Here is a 22,275-nt window from a genome sequence, read left to right on the forward strand (position 1 = left end):
CTATGGTGTCCAATATTTATAACCTGGCGAGCATAACTTGGTTAGAATAATTATAAAATAAATAATTGAACGTTATTCATTTATACTCTCAGTTTAGCGGACCATCCACCTTGATGTCTAACAAATTATCCATAAATTTGTTGAGTGTATAAAAAAAGTGATTTTAAAACAGCTAATTTTTGTTCATCTTGCTCATATTCAATGGCTAAGCTTTCTAATTTTGAGCTAAAGCTATCTAAACTCAACCCATATTCACCTGAATTAGACATTAACCTTTCTTGGCAGTGGCTTTGCCATTTTAACTGCTCAGCTTCATTTAACAGCTCCGGATAGTTTCTTGCTTTTAACCTAAACCAAAGCTGATTATATTTTTCAGACTCAAAATTAGATGAAAATCCAGCAAGCTGCGCAATATCCATCGCTTGAATTTGTTCCATTAATGCCTTATCTGAACGGCTAGCAAAGCCTTGATAAAGGGCATAATCAGCATCGGATTCATCGTCAAAGCTAATTGACTCATATAACTGTACTAGTTTTTCTCTAATTTGTGGTGTTTGTTTTAAGTAATTTAAATTAGCTAAACAGGCTTGTCTGTCTATACCTAAGCGCTGTGCATTTTCTGGAGACAAACTTTTAGCCGTCGCTAATACCGGAGATTTATTTAAATGAATCAGCTTTATAGGTAAACGCTCTTCGTCTGGGCTTAGATCACTTGAAGGCGTAAATAATTTTTGTTTCATTTCATCAACGGTTAAATCAGCTAGTGGGCTGGGATCAACTGCCAAATTAATCACAATAACAGCATTACTATTGGTTGGGTGCCACGCCATAGGACAAATCCATGTGCAGCAACCTTGAGTGGCTTTAATTTTTGATGAAATATGCACCAGTGGCGTTAAGTTATTAATATCAATGAGCTCAGCCGCTTTACGTTTATCACGTAAACTAAATAAATAGTCATAAAGCTTGGGTTGTTTATCTTTAATAAGCCTTGCCATGGCAATGGTTGCTCTAACATCCGATACCGCATCATGCGCTTTTTCATGCGCTAGACCATTTGCTTTGGTTAAATCTTCTAATTTAAAGCTAGGTGAACCATCTTCTTTTGTTGGCCACTCAATGCCATCGGGCCGCAGTGCGTAACAAGCTCGAACTAAATCAATAATATCCCAGCGACTATTGCCGTTTTGCCATTCTCTAGCGTAAGGGTCAAATAAATTGCGGTATAACGTATAGCGAGTGACTTCATCATCAAATCGAATCGTATTATAACCCACGCTACAGGTTTGCGGGTGGCTCATTTCTGCTAATACTTTTTTTATAAATTGATGCTCACATTCCCCTTTTTTTTGGGTTAGTTGCGGGGTAATTTGAGTGATTAAACAAGCTTGAGGGTCTGGTAAATAATCAACAGGCGGATAACAAAAAAACTCTTTTGGCTCGTCTATTTCATTTAAATCAAGATCAGTTCGGATTGCAGCAAATTGAGCTGGATGATCTTTTTTAGGGTTGACCCCCCAAGTCTCATAATCATGCCAAAGGAGGGATGGTTGTATTTTTTGATTCATTTGTCTTTACATTCTGTCATAAATCTAACTAAATCATATGGTTAGAATTTTATTTAGGTTTATGATCTTTTTGTGTCATTAATTTATGCTTAGCTGATACTTTGAGTGTGCATTGTATTCTGTACTTGTTTTTTAGCAATTAAGTGCATATATACGGTTAATGAACATAAAAGCAGGCACTGTAGCAGACAAAAAAGAACAAAGGATTATTGAGCCAGATGGTATGTCAGCAAGGTTTGCAAAGCAAGAGGCTATCTGTTTTCAGATGCGAAAAACGATGCTTATCTAGCAGGAAAATCGTGGTAATTTGCATCCTAAGGTCCTAAAGTGCGCTTTATAAATTGAATGTTTAATTTCATCAATGAGATCATCCAACACACCTTACCAGGGAAAACCATACAATTGAAGGTTCGGTAATTAGCGGTAATCTAAGTTTGTAGAGCTATCATTAAGCAAAAACTGTATTTTTCAGGACAAAAATCCAAGTATAATTTTCCTAACACCTACTTTATGACGATAAGATGACATAAGGTTTACTTTTAAGATAAGAATAAGTATCATTCGCACACCTTTCTCCAAAAAGAACTTTATTATGAAATCTTTCAAAATACTTCCGTCTGCCTTGTTTCTTAGCCTGACATTAAGTACTGCACTGTTTAGCCAAACAGCCTCTGCAAATGGTGAAATTACGGATCAGGTTAACCATCTGCAGGAGCATTTGGGTCAATACTCTGAAGAAGTAACTTGGTTGTTAGACAATTTTAATTCAGTAGTAGATACCTATGAAAAACAAGGTAAAAAAGCGACTGATTCAGATAAGTTAATTGAGTTTTGGGAAGAAGTTGATTTCCATTCTGCAATTGAAACGCAATTTGTACCTATTTATGCCAGTATTTGGCAGGGCATTTATGGCGTAAAACAAAATATTGATAAAGGCGAGCCTGTTAAAGTTGTACGAAAAGAGCAGGAGAAACTGAATCAAGCCTTGTGGCAAGCCTTAGGAGCAGTTAAACTTGCCGCCCAGTATCAACAACGTGGTTTAATTAAAAAAATTCAAACAACCGAAGTTGAGCCAACCAGTGCACCGGAAATCCTTGAAGATATTAAAACTCGTTTAGATCGTGTTGTTGCAAAATACGCTGAAAAATTAAACGAAGTGGCCGTTACTTTAGTGCATGATACCTATTTACAGCGTTTTGAAGGTATTGAAGGCGCCTTAATAGAGCAGGATGCGGATCTGGTTGAAGATTTAGAAAAAGATTTTAATGTGACACTACCGCAAGCTTTAGATGGCAAAAACAGTGTTGATAAAGTGCGTCAGGTTGTAGAGTCGATGAAAGTTAAACTCAACCGCGCTAAAAAATTGCTGGCTGACGCTGAAGCAGGCCGAAAATCCGTGTTTTAAGGACTTTTTATGCATCGCAGAAGATTTGTACAAGGGTTAACAGCGGCAGGATTAACTGCCTGTTTACCCGGATCGCTTGCCGCCGCTTATGCGGCAGTTCAACAAGCTGTTTCAGTTGAATCGCTTCCAAAATTAAAAGGGGATTTAACCCTATATTTAGGACGAGGCGAGGGTGGTTTGTATGAAAACGTACTAGATGCGATCAAACAGCGAAATCCTCAATTAAATTTAAAAATTCGTCGTGGGGCAACCGCTGCTTTAACCAATACGATTATTGCTGAATCAAAAGCAGGCGTGCGCCGGGCAGATTTATTCTGGGCGGTTGATACCGCCTCGGTGGGTATGATTACTGATGCCGGTTTAGCGCAGTCGTTGCCACAAGATTTAAGTAGCCAGCTCAAAGAAGGTTTTCAATATCCGGGCTGGTCGCCAGTGACGGGCAGAATTAGAACCTTGCCTTATAACACTGAGCGGGTTCAACCTAGTCAAATTCCAGATGATATCATGGCGTTAGCCGATAGTGATTTACAAATTGGCTGGGCACCTGCTTATGCATCATTTCAATCTTTTGTTACTGCTATGCGAGTTTTGGAAGGTGAAAAAGCGACAGCCGATTGGTTAAAAGGCGTTAGTCGACACGCTAAATCTTACGCCGGTGAGTTGGGTGTTGTGATGGGTGTTGAGCGCGGCGAAGTTGATTTAGGTTTTGCTAATCATTATTACACGCTCAGGTTAAAAGCGGGCAAACCAGATGCAAACGTCGATTTAGCTTTTACTAAAAATGATGCCGGTTGTTTGGTTAATTGCAGTGGTATTGTTGCGTTGAGTGAAGGTGATTTACCCGCTAACTTTATTCGTTATTTGTTAACCGAGCAGGTTCAATCTTACCTGTCGAGTGAAGCTTATGAGATCCCGCTGGTTAAAGGTGTTAAATCGCCACAAGGTTTAGTGCCACTGGCAAGTATCTCTCCTCCGAAAATGGATTTACGTAAACTGGCCGATTTGCGCCCAACCCTTAATTTAATGAGAAAAGTCGGCGTACTGTGAAAAACTGCCCCAAATCTTATCCGCTGGCATTGCTAATTGCATTGCTGGCGCTGTTACCTGTTTTAGTATTATTTGAGTTAGCATCAGACAGCGCAGAATTGTTTGATGCCCGTAATTTAGCGGTTCTGGGTAATACTTTGGCGTTAATGGGGTTAACTGTGGTTGGCTCTGTGTTAATTGGTGTACCTTTGGCTTTTTTAACGGCCTATGTGCAGTTGCCGATGAAACGCCTATGGCTTATTTTATTTGCATCTCCTTTGGCATTGCCTAGTTATGTAGGCGCTTTTACCCTGTATTTTTCATTTGGACGTGGCGGCGAAATTGAAAACCTACTTGGCTTTTCAACTCCACCTATTAGTGGGTTGTGGGGCACAGCTTTGGTTATGTCGCTATATACTTACCCTTTTGTAATGATGACAACTCGGGCGGCTCTATTAAGTCAGGATGCGAGTTTAATTAATGCAGCGCGTACGCTGGGTTTATCTTTAGGGGCTGCTATTTGGCGAATTGTACTGCCTCGTTTATTTAATAGTGTTGCAGCAGGCGCTTTGTTAGCCGCTTTGTATGCATTGTCAGATTTTGGTACTCCTGCCATTTTAGGGCTAGATACATTTACCCGAGTAATTTTTGTTGAGTATAACGCGTTTGGGCTTAGCCAAGCTGCGATGTTGTCGTTACAGTTAATGGTTGTGGTTGCTTTGGTTTTATTTTTAGAATCCAGAGTAAAATCCACTCAAGAAAGACCCGGCAAACATCTTAATTTTTGGCCGAAACGTTGGCAGTCATCTTTGATGATAATAGCAGCCTTACCACCGTTTATTTTGTCGGTTATTGTTCCCTTAAGCATTTTTGTGATTTGGCTATTGCGTGAAGGTAGCTCTGGGTTTGATATGAGCTTTGCTTGGAACTCTGCCTACGCCTCTTTTATTGCGGCAATGGTTGCGGTTATTTTAGCTATGCCTGTTGCTTATGCAGCCATTAGTGGGCCAGCGGGTCGCTTAATGGAGCGTATTACTTATTTTGGTTTTGGTGTGCCCGGCATAGTTATGGGTACAGCTTTGGTTTATTTAGGTTTAAAACTGCCATTTTTGTATCAAACTCTAGCGCTATTAGTGATTGCCTATGTGCTTAGATTTTTACCGTTGGCGGTTGGCAGTATACGAACAACCACTGAAAATTTAGATGGTAGTTTAGTAAAAGCAGCTCGAGTATTAGGGGCAAGTCCGCGTGAAGCGTTTGTGCGGGTGACACTGCCGTTAACGGTACGGGGTATGATTGCTGGAGCTGCTTTAGTTTTTTTAGAGGCAATGCGCGAACTACCAGCCACCTTAATGTTAGGCCCAACTGGATTTGAAACTTTAGCGACTTATTTGTGGCGAGTATACGAGGCCGGCTATTTTGGCCGCGCTGCTTTACCTGGCTTAATGCTAGTATTGATTTCTGGTTTAGGACTCATCTTAATGCTGAGCGGTGAACGCCGCGCTGAATTTTCCGTGAAAGAGGATAGCAAGCAATAATGCTAAAAGTAACAAACTTATCTGTAAGTTATGGCGAAACCCGAGTAGTTGATAGGTTAAATTTGCAATTGGGTGATGACGAAATACTCATGTTAGTAGGCCCAACGGGCTGCGGAAAAACCACCATTTTACAAGCTTTAGCTGGCCTTGTCCCTATTAGTGAAGGTGAAATTAGTTTGCCAGGATGGACAGCCACCACTAACAAAAATATTGCTCCAGAAAAACGCAATGTTGGTATGGTTTTTCAAGATTTTGCGTTATTTCCACATTTAACCGTGCAAGAAAATGTTTGTTTTAAATTAAAAGATGAAAAACTAGCTGATCACTGGATCAAACTACTAGGGTTAGATGCGTTTCGAAATGCAAAACCTGGACGTTTATCCGGTGGGCAAAAGCAGCGAGTTGCACTCGCCAGAACATTAGCGCACGAACCTGCCTTTGTATTACTAGATGAGCCTTTATCTAATTTAGATGCCGCATTAAAAGACAGCTTACGCTGGGAAATACGCCAAGCTTTAAAAGTAGCAAAAGTACCGGCCATTTGGGTAACACACGATCAAGACGAAGCCTTGTCAGTTGGCGATAGAGTAGGGGTACTCAACAAAGGTCAATTAGAGCAACTGGCATCTCCCGAAATCTGTTTTGATCAACCTAAAAGCCGTTTTGTTGCCCGTTTTTTAGGTGAAGCCTCGTTTTTAACAGCTGAAGTTAATGAAAATTGTGCTCATACAGAGCTAGGCATGGCTCCGGTTCGAGCGCAATCAAATTTGTCTAAATGTGATTTGTTAATCCGACCTGATGATCTATCTGTTCAAGCAGTTGCTGAAGGAGGGAACGGTCAGGTTGATTGGCAAAGGTTTGAAGGTGAATCCAGACTTTATGCAATTACCTTAGACAGCGGCATTCAGGTTAAAGTACGCAGCAGTCACGAAAATTCAATCGCCATAGGTGCTCGTGTGGCTGTGGTCGTGTCGACAACTCATCCGTTGGCGGTTTTTAGTTAATGGTAGCTTCATTGATAAAGTTTGAATCACTTTTTAACGAATAAACAGACAAATAAATAAAGGGCATTTTGCCCTTTATTTAAGTTTTAATTCATTTTAATGTGTTGTTTTTTCAATTTTATTTTCTTAAATGCCGAATCATTAACAAATTAGCGAATTAGGTTTGCTAGCCCGCTATTTTTATTCTAGTTTTAAACGTAAGTGTATTGAATACAATTATATAAAACGGAATAACAATGAAAAAAAATTATCTGAATACGACACTCATATTAGGCTTGACGGTATTTAATTTGGTTGCTTGCCAATCACAGCCCGTAGATAAAGAGGGCAAACCTGTCAATAAGGTTGAAAACGAGCAAACCCCTCAACCAACATCCGATCCAAACGAAGCTCAACGAGCGATTGAAAATCAAGCTGGTAAGGTTAAAAATAATCCTGAATTTTCAGCGTTACAGCCAGAGCCTGCGCCCAGAAAAGCCCCAGCTTTAACTCAAACGCCAGCGTTAAAACCAATTGAAAAAGTTGAAGCTGAATATCCACTTAACGCGGTTAAAAATGCGCAGGAAGGTTGGGTTTTACTAAAATTTAATACAGATGAAATAGGCCATACCAGCCAGATTAAAGTACTAGACTCTAGCCCTAAAAAAATATTTGATAAGGCGGCTGTAAAAGCATTGTCGCAATGGCGATACATTGAGACTGGTAATTCAAATCAACAAGTACTGATTGAATTTAATTTAACTAAGTAAGTTAAGGTTAACTTTGGTATGGCTATTATTATATGAATATAGTTACGAATTTAGTCTTTATACTCACTAATGATGGCGTCCAGCGGCGTTTTTAATAAGTCGCCGCGCCAGCCTTTGGCAAGCTCGGGAAGCGACTCTTGACTCCACTGGGTGACATTAAAATGGTAACCAATATATTGGTTTATGGTTCTTTTAGAGGCGACAAATTCTATATTTAAGTTCTCGCTGTCTGCAATCGTCTGAATTTGAGATTTTAACCGACTATACATTTTTTTGTATTGCGGTAGTTCAGCCACCCGTATAATTTTTTCAGGGCAGTTGTCTTCATCAATTGCTTTGGCTTTTTCGATGCATTTTAATAATCTATGCCCATGCCGTTTTATTTCCAACGGATGAATTCCAGGAATATTACTTAAGCTTTTATAGCTACTTGGACGGCGTTGACAAAGCAATAAAATACTGCGTTCGTGCACTACAAAGTTAACAGCTAAATTACGCTGCATTGCATAATGTAATCGCCAGCTAATGAGCTCAGCTAATACCGCAAGCTCGCGACGAGAAAGCTGCCACGCAGATTTTACATCACGCCATGCTAATTCTGGCACGATAGGCTTATATTTTTTATCGATAATATCTTGAACATCTAAAAATACAATGTCGAGTCGTTTTATTTTGTCTAAGGCTGAAATTTGCTGGCGGTAAACGTCAATTAAATATAATACATCATCGGCCGCGTAATTAAGTTGCTCTTCTGCTAAAGGGCGTTTTAGCCAATTGGTACGGGCGTGTCCTTTTTCTAACTCAACCTGCGTATACTTTTTAACTAATACGGCTAAGCCCATTGCATTTTTGCCGCTAATTAAAGATTCTGCAATTTGTGTATCGTAAAGCGCTTGTGGTTTTGCATCTATCGCGACTTTTAAAACTTCAATATCTTCGCTGCAAGAATGAATAATTTTAACCACATTTGGGTTTTCTATCAGTGCTTTAAATTTTGACCAGTCAGAGATATTTAACGGGTCTATTAAAAAAACCTGAGTATCATCATAGATTTGAATTAAGCCTAAATCAGGATAAAAATTACGTTCACGGACAAATTCAGTATCTATCGCTAAGTAGGGCAGACGACTTAAGTGTTCGCATAATTCATTTAGCTGAATATCGTGTTCAATTATGGTGGCTGACATTATTCGTCTCTACAGGTTAATTATTTTTTGTAAATCGCTTTTTATGAATCGTTCTTCATCGCTTTTTTCAAAGCATCTAATAAATTAGGCGGAATTTTATGAAAAGTTAAGGTTTCAGACACAGGATCAAATTTGATTTTATCGCCTAATAAGTCGCGGTTAAAAGACAGGCTCATGCCGCCGCCTTGACCAAAAAACTTTTGCAATGATTTTGAAGCCGATAAATAAACTGGGCATTCTTCATTAAATTCTTCGTCTTGCGCGGCAAGATCATAAAAACCAGTTAAACCCGTTTTATCTTCAATTTCTTCGGATAAGTCTTTAACCTGAATAAACTCTCCTGACTGTGAGGCTGATTTCATCACATCAACCGAAATATCGCGAACGGCTTTTGTTTTTTCAGGGTCCGAGCCAGCTTGTTCTATAAAAGTTTCAACGGTTTCAACCAGCTTTTGAGTCGCTTGTTTTGAATCAAACTTTTCTTCAATTTGAAATGCTTCAGCCATAAAGTCGCCCACTTTTCGTCCGACTCGCCCTTTAATATAAGCTAAAGCTTTATTTGAATCTGGGTTAATTTGTAATTCTGATAAGTCTGCTTGTAGGGCAAGTTGAATATTGGCAATATCTAAATATTGAGAGCGCTGAGGGTTTATCGCTTCACTTAATTGAACTGACTCTTTTACGCCTAACATGGCTGCCAGCATATAGTCTGTTGCTAAATAATGGTAAAAGGCAATCACTAAAATGCTTTCAGCTGGAATGGTTTCTAAATCTAGCTCTGACAAAATACGGGTACCAATATTATTGGCAAGTGTTTCAGGTTCAACCTCTTGTTGAATTTGTTCAACTATGGCTGAATCTTGGGCAAATGCACAATATTGTTTTTGGCCTTTTTTAACAAATGATTGGTGGAGTTGCTCAGCTAAAAAAAGCGCATTGTCACCTTCAACTAAACTAGACTGATCCAATTGAAGTTCAACTTGTTCATTGTGAATTACATAACGGTTAAAATATAGTTGTGCGCTTGTGACGGCCATATCGCTTTTTTACTCTAATTTGGTTAAAAGATAATAAGAAACCAGCATTCTGGTTGAGATATTTAATTTGATAAGAATAAAGTCTCACTCTTATCTGTCTAAATGATATAATTAATAGTGCTTAATAATAATGCTTAAGTGGCGTTTAGATAAAATCAAAATCAGTATACAATAATCGTCTAGTTAAAAATATATTTTTCTGGCGCAATTTTTAGTTTATAACCTTTGGAAACTTATACCTTTTATGTCTCAAACCAGCAAATATTCAAATCAAGATTTAGATAAAGTTATTACTGCGCTTAAAGTCGCAATCGAAGCGCAAAAAGCCCCAGCTGCCTTGTCAATGATGGCATTAGGCGAAACCGTTGCAGATGTAATTAGAAACAATTACCCAGAGCAAAAAGCCCATATTACCGAGCAGTTTTGCCAGGCATTAAAAGGTATTTTGAAGGATTCATAAATGCTGTTAAATAAAGCAAGCCAAACTAAATCACAACTCTATTCTTGGGGCCATTGGTTTAGTTTAAGCAATATGATCATCGGCTTTTTTATTTCGACCATTTATTGGTTTGCTGAGCCTATTCCCCAAACTTTATTAAGCCAACTTTATCTTGCTATTTATTCTATTGGCCACGTGGCCTTTTTATTTTTTATTGGCTATTTATTGCTGGTTTTTCCGGTTACTTTATTTAATCAGCCTAAAGTAGCCAGACCATGGGCGGCATTAGTTGCAGCCGTTGGTTTATTATTGCTATTTATTGATGCTTTGGTTTATTCAGTTTATGGCTACCATATTAATTTATTGTCGTTAGACTACATTAAAAACGACTTTAGTTTATTAACTCAAAATTTACCGGGCGGCTTTAAAGCTGCGGTATTGTTACTATTTTCAGCCATGTTTGTGATTGAGCTGGTACTTGCTAATGCACTTTGGCGTAACCTTGAAAAATTTCGTCGTTTTTATATTAATGCTCGATTGATTCCTGTTGTTTTAGTATGTTTTATTGCAGGGCACTTAGCGCACATTTGGGCTGATTTACAGTTGTACACGCCCATTACCAAACAAGATAATTTGTTGCCGTTGTCTCAACCTATGACAGCTAAAACGGTTTTAAGCCAGTCAGGTTTGGTTGACTTAGCGGAATATAAGCAACGTAAAGAACTCACATTTGATTTATCTGAGCAGCTAATCAATACACCAGCTTACCAGTTTAGCTGCTTGCCGCCGTTGGGCAGTTTACACGTCCAAATTTTATCGACTAGGGCGGCTAATATTGATGCATTAGTTAAAGCCAAAACAAAGCTTGAACCATCAATGGCAGTGGCTAAACATTGGTCACCGGTATCGCCGCACGATGCTTTATTTGAACTTTTGTCAGGCATGCCAGCTATTTATAAACAAAAAGCTCAGCACATTAATAATGTGTTAGACACAGCGCTGATCACAACAAATGTGAGTTTAAATGTTACGCCAGATAATTTAACTAGACAGTTAAATTTAAGCCAATATCAATCTCAAAAACGAATCAGTGATGACAGTTTGTTTATTCGTTTTCAGCAAATTGATGAACTTGCAGCGGCAAGTGGCTGGATTAATAAGCCCGTTGATAACAAACAAATTTTGATTATTTTAGCGAACGACACCAAAAACACTTATGGGCGAATTTTGGTAAAAGGTGAACTGGTTGAATTACCAAAATTAACCAGTAATTTTGATTTATTGCCAACCATATTAGAAGGCTGGTTATCTTGCTCGTTTTATACTAATTATGGCAAGTTTGGGCATAACCTTTATTCAGTACCTTATCGGGCTAACTGGTTAGTTACGGCCGATAAAAATAATATCTTTGTTTGGTACAACGATATTAATACGCGTATCCAAGGTGATGCACAAATGCAAAGTACAGATCTAACAACAGGTGATTTAGTTGAACCGCCTAATATGTCAACTTTAGTACGTGCAGTGAACCATTTAAAGCGCCATTTGATTGATAAATAATCAATCAGTAATTTAAATAAACTTAATAATAATTAAATACTTGCAATAGCTGAGTATTTAATTATTATATCGACAAGTCGGATTGTAGCGCAGCTTGGTAGCGCACTGTCATGGGGTGTCAGGGGTCGGAGGTTCGAATCCTCTCAATCCGACCAGTTAAACAACTGATAATAAACGGATTTATTTCGGTTTTCTCTTCCCTATAGATTTAACCGTTCCATATTCGTTCCATTTCCGTTCCCTTATCCAGTGATAGAATTAGTTAAATTAAATTTGATTTTGTTTGTTTTAAGCTATAACTTATTTTTGTACAATGCTCAAGTTAGAATGTTTTATAAACCTATTTAGGATCTTTTACATTGCCAAAAGCTATTCCACAAACTAAATATAACGATATCGTGAGCAGGATTTTGGATACTATGGTCTCAGGGAATGAACTTCTACCAATTGATTTTCTAAGGCTGAAAAAGCAGATATCTGATATTCCTGTTAGTGAAGATAAGGAGTGCTTGATGGCTATGCTTCATATTTGGAATGGGGATCTAAGTTCTGCAGACTGCTTTTTCAAAAAAGCCCAAAGAATAAGCGGTGGAGTTAGGGTTGTTAACGCAGGGAATTATATCTCAGCACTTAAACTTGGGAATGCGCATTTAAAAGCCCATGACTTGGCATTCTCTATAGCTACCACAAACGGATATGCAAGTTTGCTTATAGAATCTTTAAAGTCGTGTATAGAAACCTTTGATATGGAAAAAGCGAAATTTATATTAGAGCAATGTGAATTTTTTGAAGGGGATTCTAGAAATGAAGAATTCGATGTTTATAAAGAGATTTATGAGTATGTTTCGGCAGCATTAACATCGTTGAATTTAAGTTTTGAACAATTAAAAACAGCTACTCACGAGAGCATTTCTTACATGGAAAGTAAAAATATCAAATTCATTGGTTCTGGAATGAATATTATCGATTCTGAACTCATAGATTTACATTTTACTTCTTGCGATCAAGATTTTGACTGTATTGATGCAAATATGGATTTAATGGATCACTTGCTCGAAATTCTCGATGATGACTCAATTGCTAAAATTGCAACTAGGATTACGCGAATTTCAGTTCCTGATGCTCAAAGGGAGATTAGAGAGGTGGCTTGTGTCTATTAATTACCAAGATATATTGGATAAATCAAATAAGACTTTCGAGAATGCTGATTCAGAAATTGAATATAGATGTGCAGCTAGGGAACAGTATTATGGTGCTTACCATAGAGCTTTATCAATTTTAGAATTTCCGGTACCTGATTACCGTGGTGAAGATGATAAACCTAGTAGCACTCACTCTACATTAGTTTATTACTTATCGAAAGAAGCTCATTTTTACGAAAAGGCACTAGACAAGAAAAAGCTTAAAAGCATTAGCGCTTGTTTGAATAGAATGAAATCGATAAGACATAACGCAGATTACGATTTAGATGAAGATTTTACCTTGGAACAGCTAAATCTTATTAGAGAGTTGTCTCAAAGGCTATTAAGTGCTTGTGATAACGTAAATAAAACTAATGTTGCATAATACGCACATCATTCAAAGCTAAATTGTCAGCTATTTCTAATATAAATGAATAAAAATTCAACTCACAATAATTTATTTCAATTAAAAGCCTTTTGGCTATCGATAAGCATACCTATATTACTAGCTCTTGTTTTATCAGTTTTCTTTTTCTTCAAATTAAATCTAAGCATGTGCTATTCAGATAAGTGCTTTGAATATTTTTGGACTTTATTTAGGTTACCCATTGGAATTGCATCTCTAGCTATACCATTCGCAGCAATTGTTGCGTCCAATCACCGTACACAACAAACGGCGGAGTCAATACGAGTGTCAATGCAGAATAATAATTTCTCTAATTATTATAAGCATCGTGAAGTATTTTTTGAAACATTAAAAGAATTAGAAAATCGATATAACATTAATTTTTCAAATAAGTCAAAGTTATACCGCAGATTGTTCCCTTCGAATTCTCCAGATATCTTTAAACATATTTCAGAACTGAAACGAGGTAATCCAATAGTGGAAGTTGGAAAACTGGTTGAAGAAGATCAAGATTTTAAACGATATCTTTTGTCAAATAAATTAGATGATGATAGGTTTATTAAATTGTTAACTTGGTGGTTTGTTATCTGGGAGGTATTTAATATTAGCCACGCTGAAAACACCCCTGTTGTTATGTTTCAAGCTGTAGGTGTTGCTTATAAGTTACCTTTAATGGAAGGCCCCAATAACACCTATGGGCTATCCAACTCTATAGCTAGAATTGTTTATAGTGAATTATGTAAATTTTGTCACATTGAAAACAATATTGATTGGCCAGATGTCTCATCAAGATTCGACGAAAATGTGAAAAATTACATCGAGATAGGGTCACAATGTGAAGTCAAATCTAGCGAAATCAACCAACCTCCCCTGCAGGTACTTCCACCCATTCAACATGGCCTCGTTGATATATCTTAGTTGATTTAGCATCAGTATGTGCGGCTCGTGATTGTGGGTCGTAGCCGGCTTTGGTAAATAGATGAATGCTCAGCGCTCTTATTTCGTGAAAAGTAGGGCGCGTGGGTTTGTCCAGTTCCGATCTAATTCCTAGTTTATCCCTTACTTTTGAAAATACTTTACTGATGTTTGTGCTGGTAAATTGGGTCCAGTGACCACATTCAGCGCTGGTTGGGTTGCTGTTGCGTTTGGTTCTGTGTATTCAGTAGGGTGAAACTACGTTATCGCCTACACGTTCCCCTTTAATTTGACCAGATTTAATCCAATTTATAACAGTTGCTCGTGTTGGTGAATCATCAGGGTAGTTTTCTGTTAGCCATTTGGATATTCTAATTTTTTGAGCTAGTCATGGCTGGAGCCCTCCACCCACTTGAATATACCTTATTAAAATTATTATTAGATAATTTTTAGTGATTTTTTTGCGTAGCAAAAACAGACCGCGAAGCGGCATTTGAAAAATGCGAAGTCGGTTGGTAATACACCCTAAAAATAACTGACGTCAAAAGTAGAATTTTCTCGTAACATAAACGCAGGAGATTCTGCATGAAAACATCAAAATTTAGCGACAGCCAAATCCTGGCAATTTTAAAACAAGCGGAAGCCGGTGCGCCGGTTCCGGAGCTATGCCGCGAGCATGGCATGAGTTCGGCTACCTTTTATAAATGGCGCGCCAAGTTTGGCGGCATGGATGCGTCCATGATGGCCCGATTAAAAGAGCTGGAAACCGAAAATGCACGGCTTAAAAAGATGTATGCCGAGGAGCGACTAAAGGCTGAAATCCTCAAAGAGGCCATCGAAAAAAAGTGGTAAAGCCGTCGCGCCGACGGGAGTTGGCGCAAAAGGCGGTGCAAAACCATTCCATTGCCATCAAGTTAGCGTGTTCCTTGTTTGGGATTAGCGAAACCTGTTATCGCTATCAGGCCAAACTGAGTGACGAGAACGCGCTAATTGCTGACTGGCTGCTTTGGCTAACGACAAATCACCGCAGTTGGGGCTTTGGTATGTGTTTTTACTTTTTACGTAATGTGAAACGTTTTGGCTGGAACCATAAGCGGGTGTTGAGGATTTATCGGGAGCTGGAGCTTAATCTGCGCATAAAGCCTAAGAAGCGCTTAAAACGGGATAAACCTGAAGCACTTGCTGTGCCTGAGTCGATAAACCAGTGTTGGTCTATGGATTTTATGCATGACCAGCTTGTTGATGGCCGCAGCTTCAGGCTACTCAATATCATTGACGATTTTAATCGTGAGGGTCTGGCGATTGAAGTAGACTTCTCGCTGCCAGCTGAACGTGTTGTCCGCACTCTCAATCAAGTTATTGAATGGCGTGGAAAGCCCAGGCAAATCCGCAGTGACAATGGCCCGGAATATATCAGTGCGTTATTGGCTGAGTGGGCTGAAAAACGTGATGTTGAACTAAAATTTATCCAACCAGGCAACCCACAGCAAAATGCTTATGTGGAGCGGTATAACCGCACCGTTCGCTACGAATGGCTGAACCAGTATTTATTCAGCAGTATTGCCGAAGTGCAAGATCATGCGACAGAATGGCTATGGTTTTACAACAATGAACGACCAAATAAGGCAATTGGTGGCATACCACCGAAATACAAACAGGCTTTAATAACGCAACCTTCTACTTTTAGCGTCAATTAAAAATGGGTGTATTACCGGTTATGCTCACGGAAAATATATTGAGTTTAGAATTTAATTCAATTGTGGATTTGTGTTTTCGTGAGAAATATCAATTAAATATAAAATTAAATTGTTATTTTGAGATGTTTTTAATTATTTATAAATGTTAGCTTTGTTTATGTGTTTTACCCGTTCGCAAATACAGTGGTTTTGGTTTTTTATTAAATATCTGATTTTAAAGTATTTATTTATTTTACATTTCTAATGAATTGTAAGGTTGGATTTGTATGGTTTCTTTGTGTGATATTTTGATTTTAAAGTTATTTTTGTTGTTTTTATGGGGTGTCAGGGGTCGGAGGTTCGAATCCTCTCAATCCGACCAATCTTTTCCATAGCTTATGCTATTCTTCCCCACATTTTAACCACATCCAATACCATATAAAAAATGGTAGCAGCGATTTTACATCGCGTTTTAACACTGCGTTATTTTTACTTTTTATCATCAACACTTTCACTTGGTTTAGGTTCGCTTGAACTTTGAGCACTTTGATGACGGTCTTGATCCCAATCATCTTCTTCATCCTGATCATAACCTTGTTTATTTTTGAATCCTTTAGGAATATTAAAGCGACCATTACCTTCAAGCATAAAAAGCGGGCCGATTATTAAAGCAACGACAACAACAATGATAAGAATAATGATAACAAGGTTAGACATGATATTGTCCTATATATTTGGGATAAAAATAGTCAATGTTTTTGAGTATAACATCTGATAGCAGAATAGCCTGATCATTCAGCAAATGGCTTAAATGATCTTTTGAAAACTGTGACGAAGCTTGATGGCTAACAGGTAAAAAGCTAATGTGCCAAGGTTCTGGGCTTACGCCATTTTTATCTGAAGTAAAAGGAAATATAAAATCAAATTCAGCGGCTTTTTCTTGTAACCATGTATAAAGTGGATAGTTAGGGCCGTCTGTTAGATATTCACTTTGGGTTAGCGCCGGAGATTGTCCAGCCTGATAAGCATTAGCATCAAAAATATCAAAATCAGTTCCCCAGTGGTGTCGGCTGGTGCCCGGAATCGCACTAAAAAAACAAATGCTGTCAGCTAATTCAAATGCTGAAAGCTCAGCAATATTTAGCTTTTCTTCATTTCGATTAAAACAGGTTTGTTTGCCACTGGCTTTGTTATTCCATATGATTTGCTGGCGGTTAAAACTTCTAAAGCTACTAGCAAGACGTAGGTCAAAGCCAGCTTGTTTGCTGGCTTTTTGCAGTGACTGTACGGCACTCACCGCTTTAATATGCACACAGTGATTAGGATAAAGCTCAAATAAATGAGTATTGTTTAGTCCGGTTAGCTGTGCTTGGGTGAATTGCATATTGATTAACCGTTTAAGCTTTGACGCTGTCAGTTAATAAATAAGTTAGCATGGCTTCGTACATATCTGTTAGTTGCTCAATATCTGCCATTTTGACGCATTCATCAATTTGGTGGATAGTGGCATTTACTGGACCTAGTTCAACCACTTGTGCGCCTGTTGGGGCAATAAAACGGCCGTCAGATGTTCCACCTGTTGTTAATAATTGTGGTTTATAGCCGGCTACTTTTTCAACAGCATAATTAGCTGCTTTTACAAAATCACCACTGTCGGTTAAAAATGGTAAGCCGTTGTACGTCCAGTCAATGTCATATTCAAGCTGATGTTTATCTAAAATAGCTTCTGCTTTTTTTACTAACTCATCGGCCGTCAATTCGGTTGAGTATCTAAAATTAAATTGAACTGTTAGCTCACCCGGAACAACATTGGTTGCACCAGTACCTGCGTGAATATTAGAAACTTGAAAACTGGTTGGTGGGAAAAATTCGTTACCTTGATCCCATTCAATTTGGCTTAATTCAGTTAACGCTGGCGAGGCTAAATGCACTGGATTTTTTGCAAGGTGAGGGTAGGCAACATGACCTTGAATTCCTTTTACGGTTAAATCAGCGCTTAGGGAGCCTCGGCGACCATTTTTAATAACATCGCCTACTTTATCGGTACTGCTAGGTTCGCCAACTAAAGCCCAAGTTATTTTTTCATTACGTGCTTCTAGGGTATCTATTACCCTAGTTGTCCCATTGATAAATGGGCCTTCTTCGTCACTGGTAATTAAAAATGCAATTGAGCCTTTGTGATCAGGGTGCTTTTTTACAAATCGCTCAGTTGCTACCATCATAGCCGCTAAACTGCCTTTCATATCTGCGGTGCCACGCCCGTGCAAGTAACCATCTAACTCGGTTGGGACAAAAGGTGGCGTTTTCCACGAGGTAATTGGGCCAGTAGGGACTACATCAGTATGGCCTGCAAAACAAAATACGGGATCTTGTGTACCTCTTCGAGCCCACATATTAGTAGTGTCTTCAAAAACCATGGATTCAATATTAAATCCAAGTGCATTTAGTGCGTCGCCCATCATTTCCTGACAGCCGGCATCTTCCGGTGTGACAGATTGACGTTGGATTAAATCTTTTAATACATCTATGACTTGGCTCATAGTTAACCTCTAATGAATATATTTTTAGATAAAAGCATACTCGCCTGTAACTAATATCAAGCGGCTTATATAACCTATATTAGCTGTTATTAGGTGTATGGTTTTCGCTTTATATTGTTAAGCTTTAGCAAAGTTATCTTGCCAATTTGCTGCGTTAAACCCAACTGAGTAAGTTTGTTGATGTTCGACCACAGGCCGTTTAATTAATGTGGGTTGCTCAGCTAATAATTCGGCAACGTTATTTTCACTTAAGTTATTTTTTACTTCGTCGGGTAACTGACGATAAGTGGTGCTGCGCTTGTTTAACAATTTGTCCCAAGCGATTTGAGTTAACCAAAGCTCAATTTGTGGTTGGGTGATGCCATCTGATCTGAAATCATGAAATTGATACTGAACTTGATTATCGTCGAGCCATTTTTTGGCTTTTTTAACGGTATCGCAATTTTTAATACCATAAAGAGTGAGCATAATTAAACCTTAGTTTGAATAACAAAAGCGACGTCTTGTTTTGCTTTTACGGAATGATAAAACGCTGAAAATTGGTAATTCTCCGTTAAATTAGCAATTCCCATAAAACTCATTGTTGAATCTAACCTTTGGTTGAGTAAAGGTAAGTTGTAGTCAAACAGGAGGTATCCTCGTTTGACAACTTCATTCGCTTTTACATAACGTTTAAAGCTATGAGCCATTAATGTTTGGGTGTTTATTCCAAATTCAATGTGAATGAGTACACCGGATGGATGTTTTATTCTAATTTGATGGCAGGTTTCGGGTAGGTAAACCACTTCACCTGAAATAGGACTAAATATTTGACTACCAAGTGGCTCAAAACAAACGCCAGGCCCTAGAATACCCGCCTGAACCAACTCTAAAGGATGTGACTCAAGCGTTTGCAATTTGGCGTTACAAGGCGCCATGACAGAGAGTTTAAATTGCGTTGGTTGATTCGTCACTTTTGATTTGATCGTTTGGCTGATTGATATTGGCAACGCTAGCGCAGGCTAAGCGAATAAATACCGGTATTGAGAATGCAGTTAGTTTACCTAAACTATGAAAAATTGCGATAGAGTGAGCCATTTTCTTTATCAGAGTTTATGCATTTCTAGCTACACATATTTAGGTTGTGAATAATTATGTGAGTAACTGGTGAATTAAACTTATTTATACACATAAATAAAACGTATATTTGTTAATTTACGCTGATTTAATTGAAATATGCACTTTTAATTGCATTCTTCCACAAAAACTGTTGATAAGCCTGTTGAGTAGCCAGTGGGTAAAGTCTAAGTAACTGTATTTAAAGATAAAAAAATCTGGTTGTTTTTTGCGCATAAGATAGAGAAATAAGACTTTATGATAAAAATATTGCTATAGATGCCAAAATAACAGGTTTATGCTGGGTGTAATTACATGTTTTATTTTAAGTGTTATGTATCGTGATTTAAAACTCAACAATATTGAACGCTTCAACCTTTGGTAAAGAGACAAAGTAATCCATGATTTTAAGTAATAGCCGGACAATTAAGTTATTAAAGGGTGAAGTATTAATTTATTCACAATATTGTGTATAACCTTGTAAATTTTAAATTATTTATTCAATAATTGAGTGTTTTTTAACATGTTTAAACTTAAATCTGTGAATAACTTAATGGCAGCCATAGCTAAACTGGTGTTAAAATATCCATTTATTTAAATTTTAGTAAGGTTTGTTTTATTTTCACTAAGTAATCCACAAAAACTGTAGATAACTTTGTGGGTGAGTCGGTGTGTAAGTTTTAAGTTTATGATTTGTATTGTTTTTTATTGTGTCTGTTTTTTGATCGCTTATTCAGTTTTTGGTTTTTAAAAACCTTTTTGTGAGGAATTGATGCGCGATTTAATGCCATAAATAAATCGTAAATTGACAATTTTTTAAACTGGTCAAAAATTGACTTGTTGATTGATTTTTTTGACCAATTTATCAGCTTATAATAAGAGGTTTATATTGTTTTTAAGGGTTATCCACTAGATTTGTGGATATCCTTGTTGATTGAATTGCTTTGTGGTTCTATGTTGTTGTTTTTTATGTGTATTTTGTTTGTGTTATTTTTTAATCAATCGTTTTTATAGCTTGTTTTAATGTTTTCTTTTAACTAAAACAGGCAAGTTTAGTTAAAATCAAGCTAAATGCAGTGTTAGTCTTAACTATAAGAGCTTAACCCAAACAACTTTGTTATGATAAGCTATCTTAATTGGTAACCTTTAAAGAGAATTATGATGGAATTTTTATACGAATATGGGTTGTTTTTTACTAAAACAGTAACTTTTGTTTTAGCTTTTATCGTTATTGTAGCGGTAGCAGCCAGTGCTAAAAAAGGTAAATCGGCACAAAAAGGTGAGCTTGAAGTCAATAATTTAACCGAACGTTTTAAACAAACACAATCAGCTATAGAGTCTGAATTACTAGATAAAAACCAATTAAAGCAAAAGCAAAAACAAGCTAAAGAAGCAGCTAAATTAGCTAAAAAGCAGGCTAAAGCGAAATCTGAAGAGAAAACGGACAAAAATGACAAACGTTTATTTGTAATCGACTTTAAAGGCAGTATCGATGCGCATGAAGTTGAGCATTTAAGAGAAGAGATAACCGCCGTTTTAACAGTTGCAACACCTGAAGACGAAGTATTAATTCGTTTAGAAAGTGGTGGCGGTGTGGTTCATGGCTATGGTTTAGCCGCATCTCAATTAGCTAGAATTAAAGCTAAAAACATTCCGTTAACGATAGCGATAGACAAAGTAGCTGCGAGTGGCGGTTATATGATGGCATGTGTTGCCGATAAAATTATTAGCGCGCCATTTGCAATTGTTGGCTCAATTGGGGTGATAGCTCAATTACCCAATTTTAATAAAGTACTTAAAAATAATCATGTTGAGTTTGAGCAAATTACTGCAGGTGAATTTAAACGTACCTTAACTATGTTTGGTGAAAATACAGATAAAGCACGTGAAAAATTCAAATCTGAGTTAGAAGAAATTCATCACTTATTTGTTGAACATATTAGCGAATATCGCAGTGGCTTAAATGTTGAATCTGTTGCCACAGGTGAACATTGGATGGGATCACAAGCACTTAAATTGGGTTTAGTTGACGAACTTAAAACGAGTGATGATTATGTATTTGAACAAGTAGCCAATCATTCAGTTTACCAATTTAAATATAAAGTAAATAAAGGTGTTATGGAAAAATTGCCCTTTGCAGCTAGCACAGCATTCGAAACTTTATTTGTCCGTTTTTATACCAAACTATCTGAGCTCAAATTTAGGTAAGCATACTCTCAAAGTTAAATTCACACGAGCAGGCTTTTTCATTATTGAGCCTGTTCAGTTTTTATACCCGATATAATATGCTGTAAAAAACGCATTCACCCCCATCCGCACTCTCGTTATTTTTTGTCTACCATTTATCTTTTATTGCTTGTTATTCAAATGATTAACTGTATATTGACGATTAGTCAGTTATTGCAGTCTAATAAAAATAAAATATAAATGAAACAAGCTACTTTTTACGCCCTCTTATTTGGTTTTTTTATGAGCGCCTTGAGCGCTAGAGTATTTGCCAGCCCACCAGATTTTGGTGATATTCAAGTTAGTGAATTAATTAGAGTGTATGACGGCGACACGTTTACCGTTAATTTGGCCGATTGGCCAGCTATAATTGGTCACGAAATTAATGTTCGCGTGAGTGGGGCAGACACTCCTGAAATTAGAGGTAAATGCCATCAAGAGAAACAATTAGCCAAACAAGCAAAGCGTTTTACGTTAAATACATTAAGCTCGGCCAAACAAATTACGTTAACGCAAATTCAACGTGATAAATATTTTAGAATACTGGCCGTGGTGTTAATTGATGGCATCGATTTAGCTGATTTATTAATACAGCATAATTTAGCGGTGCGGTATCAAGGTGGCAAAAAACAAAACCCTTGGTGTTAACTTAACCTTAATTGTTTATTATTAAAATATTGTGGACCACAGACAGGTAAAACCTCTATAAATTGAGCCATTTAG

21 protein-coding genes and 1 tRNA gene are annotated in these 22,275 nt (G+C 37.5%); 14 read left to right on the forward strand and 8 right to left on the reverse strand.

The features are described 5' to 3' along the window. Positions 1-125: 125 nt before the first annotated feature. Positions 126-1,568, reverse strand: a complete 1,443-nt coding sequence (sbcB, locus tag OLW01_RS06460; RefSeq protein WP_268075926.1) for an exodeoxyribonuclease I — start codon at positions 1,566-1,568, stop codon at positions 126-128. A 592-nt stretch (positions 1,569-2,160) separates the two neighbouring features. Here sbcB and OLW01_RS06465 point away from each other — a divergent pair. The 5 genes from OLW01_RS06465 to OLW01_RS06485 all read left to right on the forward strand — a co-directional run bounded on the left by OLW01_RS06465 (position 2,161) and on the right by OLW01_RS06485 (position 7,290). Next, positions 2,161-2,973 carry a hypothetical protein gene (locus OLW01_RS06465; protein ID WP_268075927.1) on the forward strand — a complete coding sequence of 271 codons (813 nt, stop codon included), beginning with the start codon at positions 2,161-2,163 and terminating at the stop codon, positions 2,971-2,973. A 9-nt stretch (positions 2,974-2,982) separates the two neighbouring features. Continuing rightward, positions 2,983-4,020 (forward strand): type 2 periplasmic-binding domain-containing protein, encoded by a 1,038-nt coding sequence (locus tag OLW01_RS06470; protein WP_268075928.1) that lies wholly within the window; start codon positions 2,983-2,985, stop codon positions 4,018-4,020. Further along, positions 4,017-5,537: an ABC transporter permease gene (locus tag OLW01_RS06475; RefSeq protein WP_268075929.1), complete on the forward strand. Its 1,521-nt coding sequence runs from the start codon at positions 4,017-4,019 to the stop codon at positions 5,535-5,537. The genes OLW01_RS06470 and OLW01_RS06475 overlap by 4 nt, the downstream gene beginning before the upstream one ends. Then, entirely contained in the window at positions 5,537-6,541 is a 1,005-nt protein-coding gene (locus OLW01_RS06480) for an ABC transporter ATP-binding protein (RefSeq protein ID WP_268075930.1), read from the forward strand. Before OLW01_RS06475 ends, OLW01_RS06480 begins: the two co-directional genes overlap by 1 nt. 236 nt (positions 6,542-6,777) lie before the next feature. Then, positions 6,778-7,290 (forward strand): energy transducer TonB, encoded by a 513-nt coding sequence (locus tag OLW01_RS06485; protein ID WP_268075931.1) that lies wholly within the window; start codon positions 6,778-6,780, stop codon positions 7,288-7,290. Between the two features lie 50 nt (positions 7,291-7,340). Here OLW01_RS06485 and rnd read toward each other — a convergent pair whose 3' ends face one another. Next, positions 7,341-8,477, reverse strand: coding sequence for a ribonuclease D (gene rnd / locus OLW01_RS06490; protein WP_268075933.1), 1,137 nt, complete (start codon positions 8,475-8,477; stop codon positions 7,341-7,343). Between the two features lie 41 nt (positions 8,478-8,518). Next, positions 8,519-9,514 carry a nucleoid-associated protein gene (locus tag OLW01_RS06495; RefSeq protein ID WP_268075934.1) on the reverse strand — a complete coding sequence of 332 codons (996 nt, stop codon included), beginning with the start codon at positions 9,512-9,514 and terminating at the stop codon, positions 8,519-8,521. 244 nt (positions 9,515-9,758) lie between these two features. On the opposite strand from OLW01_RS06495, the gene OLW01_RS06500 reads away from it, so the two are divergent. The 7 genes from OLW01_RS06500 to OLW01_RS06530 all read left to right on the forward strand — a co-directional run bounded on the left by OLW01_RS06500 (position 9,759) and on the right by OLW01_RS06530 (position 15,712). Next, entirely contained in the window at positions 9,759-9,974 is a 216-nt protein-coding gene (locus OLW01_RS06500) for a DUF1414 domain-containing protein (protein WP_268075936.1), read from the forward strand. Beyond that, entirely contained in the window at positions 9,975-11,513 is a 1,539-nt protein-coding gene (locus OLW01_RS06505; RefSeq protein WP_268075938.1) for a DUF3413 domain-containing protein, read from the forward strand. 78 nt (positions 11,514-11,591) lie between these two features. After that, positions 11,592-11,668, forward strand: a tRNA-Pro gene (locus OLW01_RS06510). A 204-nt stretch (positions 11,669-11,872) separates the two neighbouring features. After that, on the forward strand, positions 11,873-12,673 hold the full coding sequence (locus tag OLW01_RS06515) for a hypothetical protein (RefSeq protein WP_268075940.1): 801 nt from the start codon (positions 11,873-11,875) through the stop codon (positions 12,671-12,673). Then, positions 12,663-13,079 (forward strand): hypothetical protein, encoded by a 417-nt coding sequence (locus OLW01_RS06520; protein WP_268075942.1) that lies wholly within the window; start codon positions 12,663-12,665, stop codon positions 13,077-13,079. The genes OLW01_RS06515 and OLW01_RS06520 overlap by 11 nt, the downstream gene beginning before the upstream one ends. Before the next feature lie 45 nt (positions 13,080-13,124). Further along, positions 13,125-14,018 carry a hypothetical protein gene (locus OLW01_RS06525; RefSeq protein ID WP_268075944.1) on the forward strand — a complete coding sequence of 298 codons (894 nt, stop codon included), beginning with the start codon at positions 13,125-13,127 and terminating at the stop codon, positions 14,016-14,018. A 582-nt stretch (positions 14,019-14,600) separates the two neighbouring features. Continuing rightward, positions 14,601-15,712 (forward strand): IS3 family transposase gene (locus tag OLW01_RS06530; protein ID WP_268073582.1). Its coding sequence is split into 2 segments (ribosomal slippage): positions 14,601-14,862 and positions 14,862-15,712, totalling 1,113 coding nucleotides; the frame shifts between segments, so codons are not numbered across the junction. Between the two features lie 468 nt (positions 15,713-16,180). Here OLW01_RS06530 and OLW01_RS06535 read toward each other — a convergent pair. The 5 genes from OLW01_RS06535 to OLW01_RS06555 form a co-directional block, all read right to left on the reverse strand. Then, positions 16,181-16,408: a DUF2897 family protein gene (locus OLW01_RS06535; protein WP_268075946.1), complete on the reverse strand. Its 228-nt coding sequence runs from the start codon at positions 16,406-16,408 to the stop codon at positions 16,181-16,183. After that, positions 16,401-17,075, reverse strand: a complete 675-nt coding sequence (locus OLW01_RS06540; protein WP_268075948.1) for a M15 family metallopeptidase — start codon at positions 17,073-17,075, stop codon at positions 16,401-16,403. The genes OLW01_RS06535 and OLW01_RS06540 overlap by 8 nt, the downstream gene beginning before the upstream one ends. Before the next feature lie 13 nt (positions 17,076-17,088). Then, a complete protein-coding gene (gene dapE, locus OLW01_RS06545; RefSeq protein WP_268075950.1) occupies positions 17,089-18,231 on the reverse strand; it encodes a succinyl-diaminopimelate desuccinylase in 1,143 nt (380 codons plus the stop codon). Positions 18,232-18,348: 117 nt separating this feature from the next. Further along, positions 18,349-18,699 (reverse strand): ArsC family reductase, encoded by a 351-nt coding sequence (locus tag OLW01_RS06550; RefSeq protein ID WP_268075951.1) that lies wholly within the window; start codon positions 18,697-18,699, stop codon positions 18,349-18,351. 2 nt (positions 18,700-18,701) lie between these two features. Continuing rightward, positions 18,702-19,220 (reverse strand): PTS sugar transporter subunit IIA, encoded by a 519-nt coding sequence (locus tag OLW01_RS06555; RefSeq protein ID WP_268075952.1) that lies wholly within the window; start codon positions 19,218-19,220, stop codon positions 18,702-18,704. A 1,267-nt stretch (positions 19,221-20,487) separates the two neighbouring features. On the opposite strand from OLW01_RS06555, the gene sohB reads away from it, so the two are divergent. Then, positions 20,488-21,534 (forward strand): protease SohB, encoded by a 1,047-nt coding sequence (gene sohB / locus OLW01_RS06560; RefSeq protein ID WP_268076171.1) that lies wholly within the window; start codon positions 20,488-20,490, stop codon positions 21,532-21,534. Between the two features lie 261 nt (positions 21,535-21,795). After that, positions 21,796-22,200 carry a thermonuclease family protein gene (locus OLW01_RS06565; RefSeq protein ID WP_268075953.1) on the forward strand — a complete coding sequence of 135 codons (405 nt, stop codon included), beginning with the start codon at positions 21,796-21,798 and terminating at the stop codon, positions 22,198-22,200. Positions 22,201-22,275: the final 75 nt, after the last annotated feature.

Source organism: Catenovulum adriaticum, from assembly GCF_026725475.1.
GTDB classification, from domain to species: Bacteria; Pseudomonadota; Gammaproteobacteria; order Enterobacterales; family Alteromonadaceae; genus Catenovulum; species Catenovulum adriaticum.

Excerpts from the sequence above, each read along its gene's own strand:
- sbcB (WP_268075926.1), bottom strand. The coding sequence starts at position 1,568 with ATGAATCAAAAAATACAACCATCCCTCCTTTGGCATGATTATGAGACT.
- OLW01_RS06465 (WP_268075927.1), top strand. The coding sequence starts at position 2,161 with ATGAAATCTTTCAAAATACTTCCGTCTGCCTTGTTTCTTAGCCTGACA.
- OLW01_RS06470 (WP_268075928.1), top strand. The coding sequence starts at position 2,983 with ATGCATCGCAGAAGATTTGTACAAGGGTTAACAGCGGCAGGATTAACT.
- OLW01_RS06480 (WP_268075930.1), top strand. The coding sequence starts at position 5,537 with ATGCTAAAAGTAACAAACTTATCTGTAAGTTATGGCGAAACCCGAGTA.
- OLW01_RS06485 (WP_268075931.1), top strand. The coding sequence starts at position 6,778 with ATGAAAAAAAATTATCTGAATACGACACTCATATTAGGCTTGACGGTA.
- rnd (WP_268075933.1), bottom strand. The coding sequence starts at position 8,477 with ATGTCAGCCACCATAATTGAACACGATATTCAGCTAAATGAATTATGC.
- OLW01_RS06495 (WP_268075934.1), bottom strand. The coding sequence starts at position 9,514 with ATGGCCGTCACAAGCGCACAACTATATTTTAACCGTTATGTAATTCAC.
- OLW01_RS06500 (WP_268075936.1), top strand. The coding sequence starts at position 9,759 with ATGTCTCAAACCAGCAAATATTCAAATCAAGATTTAGATAAAGTTATT.
- OLW01_RS06505 (WP_268075938.1), top strand. The coding sequence starts at position 9,975 with ATGCTGTTAAATAAAGCAAGCCAAACTAAATCACAACTCTATTCTTGG.
- OLW01_RS06525 (WP_268075944.1), top strand. The coding sequence starts at position 13,125 with ATGAATAAAAATTCAACTCACAATAATTTATTTCAATTAAAAGCCTTT.
- OLW01_RS06535 (WP_268075946.1), bottom strand. The coding sequence starts at position 16,408 with ATGTCTAACCTTGTTATCATTATTCTTATCATTGTTGTTGTCGTTGCT.
- OLW01_RS06540 (WP_268075948.1), bottom strand. The coding sequence starts at position 17,075 with ATGCAATTCACCCAAGCACAGCTAACCGGACTAAACAATACTCATTTA.
- dapE (WP_268075950.1), bottom strand. The coding sequence starts at position 18,231 with ATGAGCCAAGTCATAGATGTATTAAAAGATTTAATCCAACGTCAATCT.
- OLW01_RS06550 (WP_268075951.1), bottom strand. The coding sequence starts at position 18,699 with ATGCTCACTCTTTATGGTATTAAAAATTGCGATACCGTTAAAAAAGCC.
- sohB (WP_268076171.1), top strand. The coding sequence starts at position 20,488 with ATGGAATTTTTATACGAATATGGGTTGTTTTTTACTAAAACAGTAACT.
- OLW01_RS06565 (WP_268075953.1), top strand. The coding sequence starts at position 21,796 with ATGAGCGCCTTGAGCGCTAGAGTATTTGCCAGCCCACCAGATTTTGGT.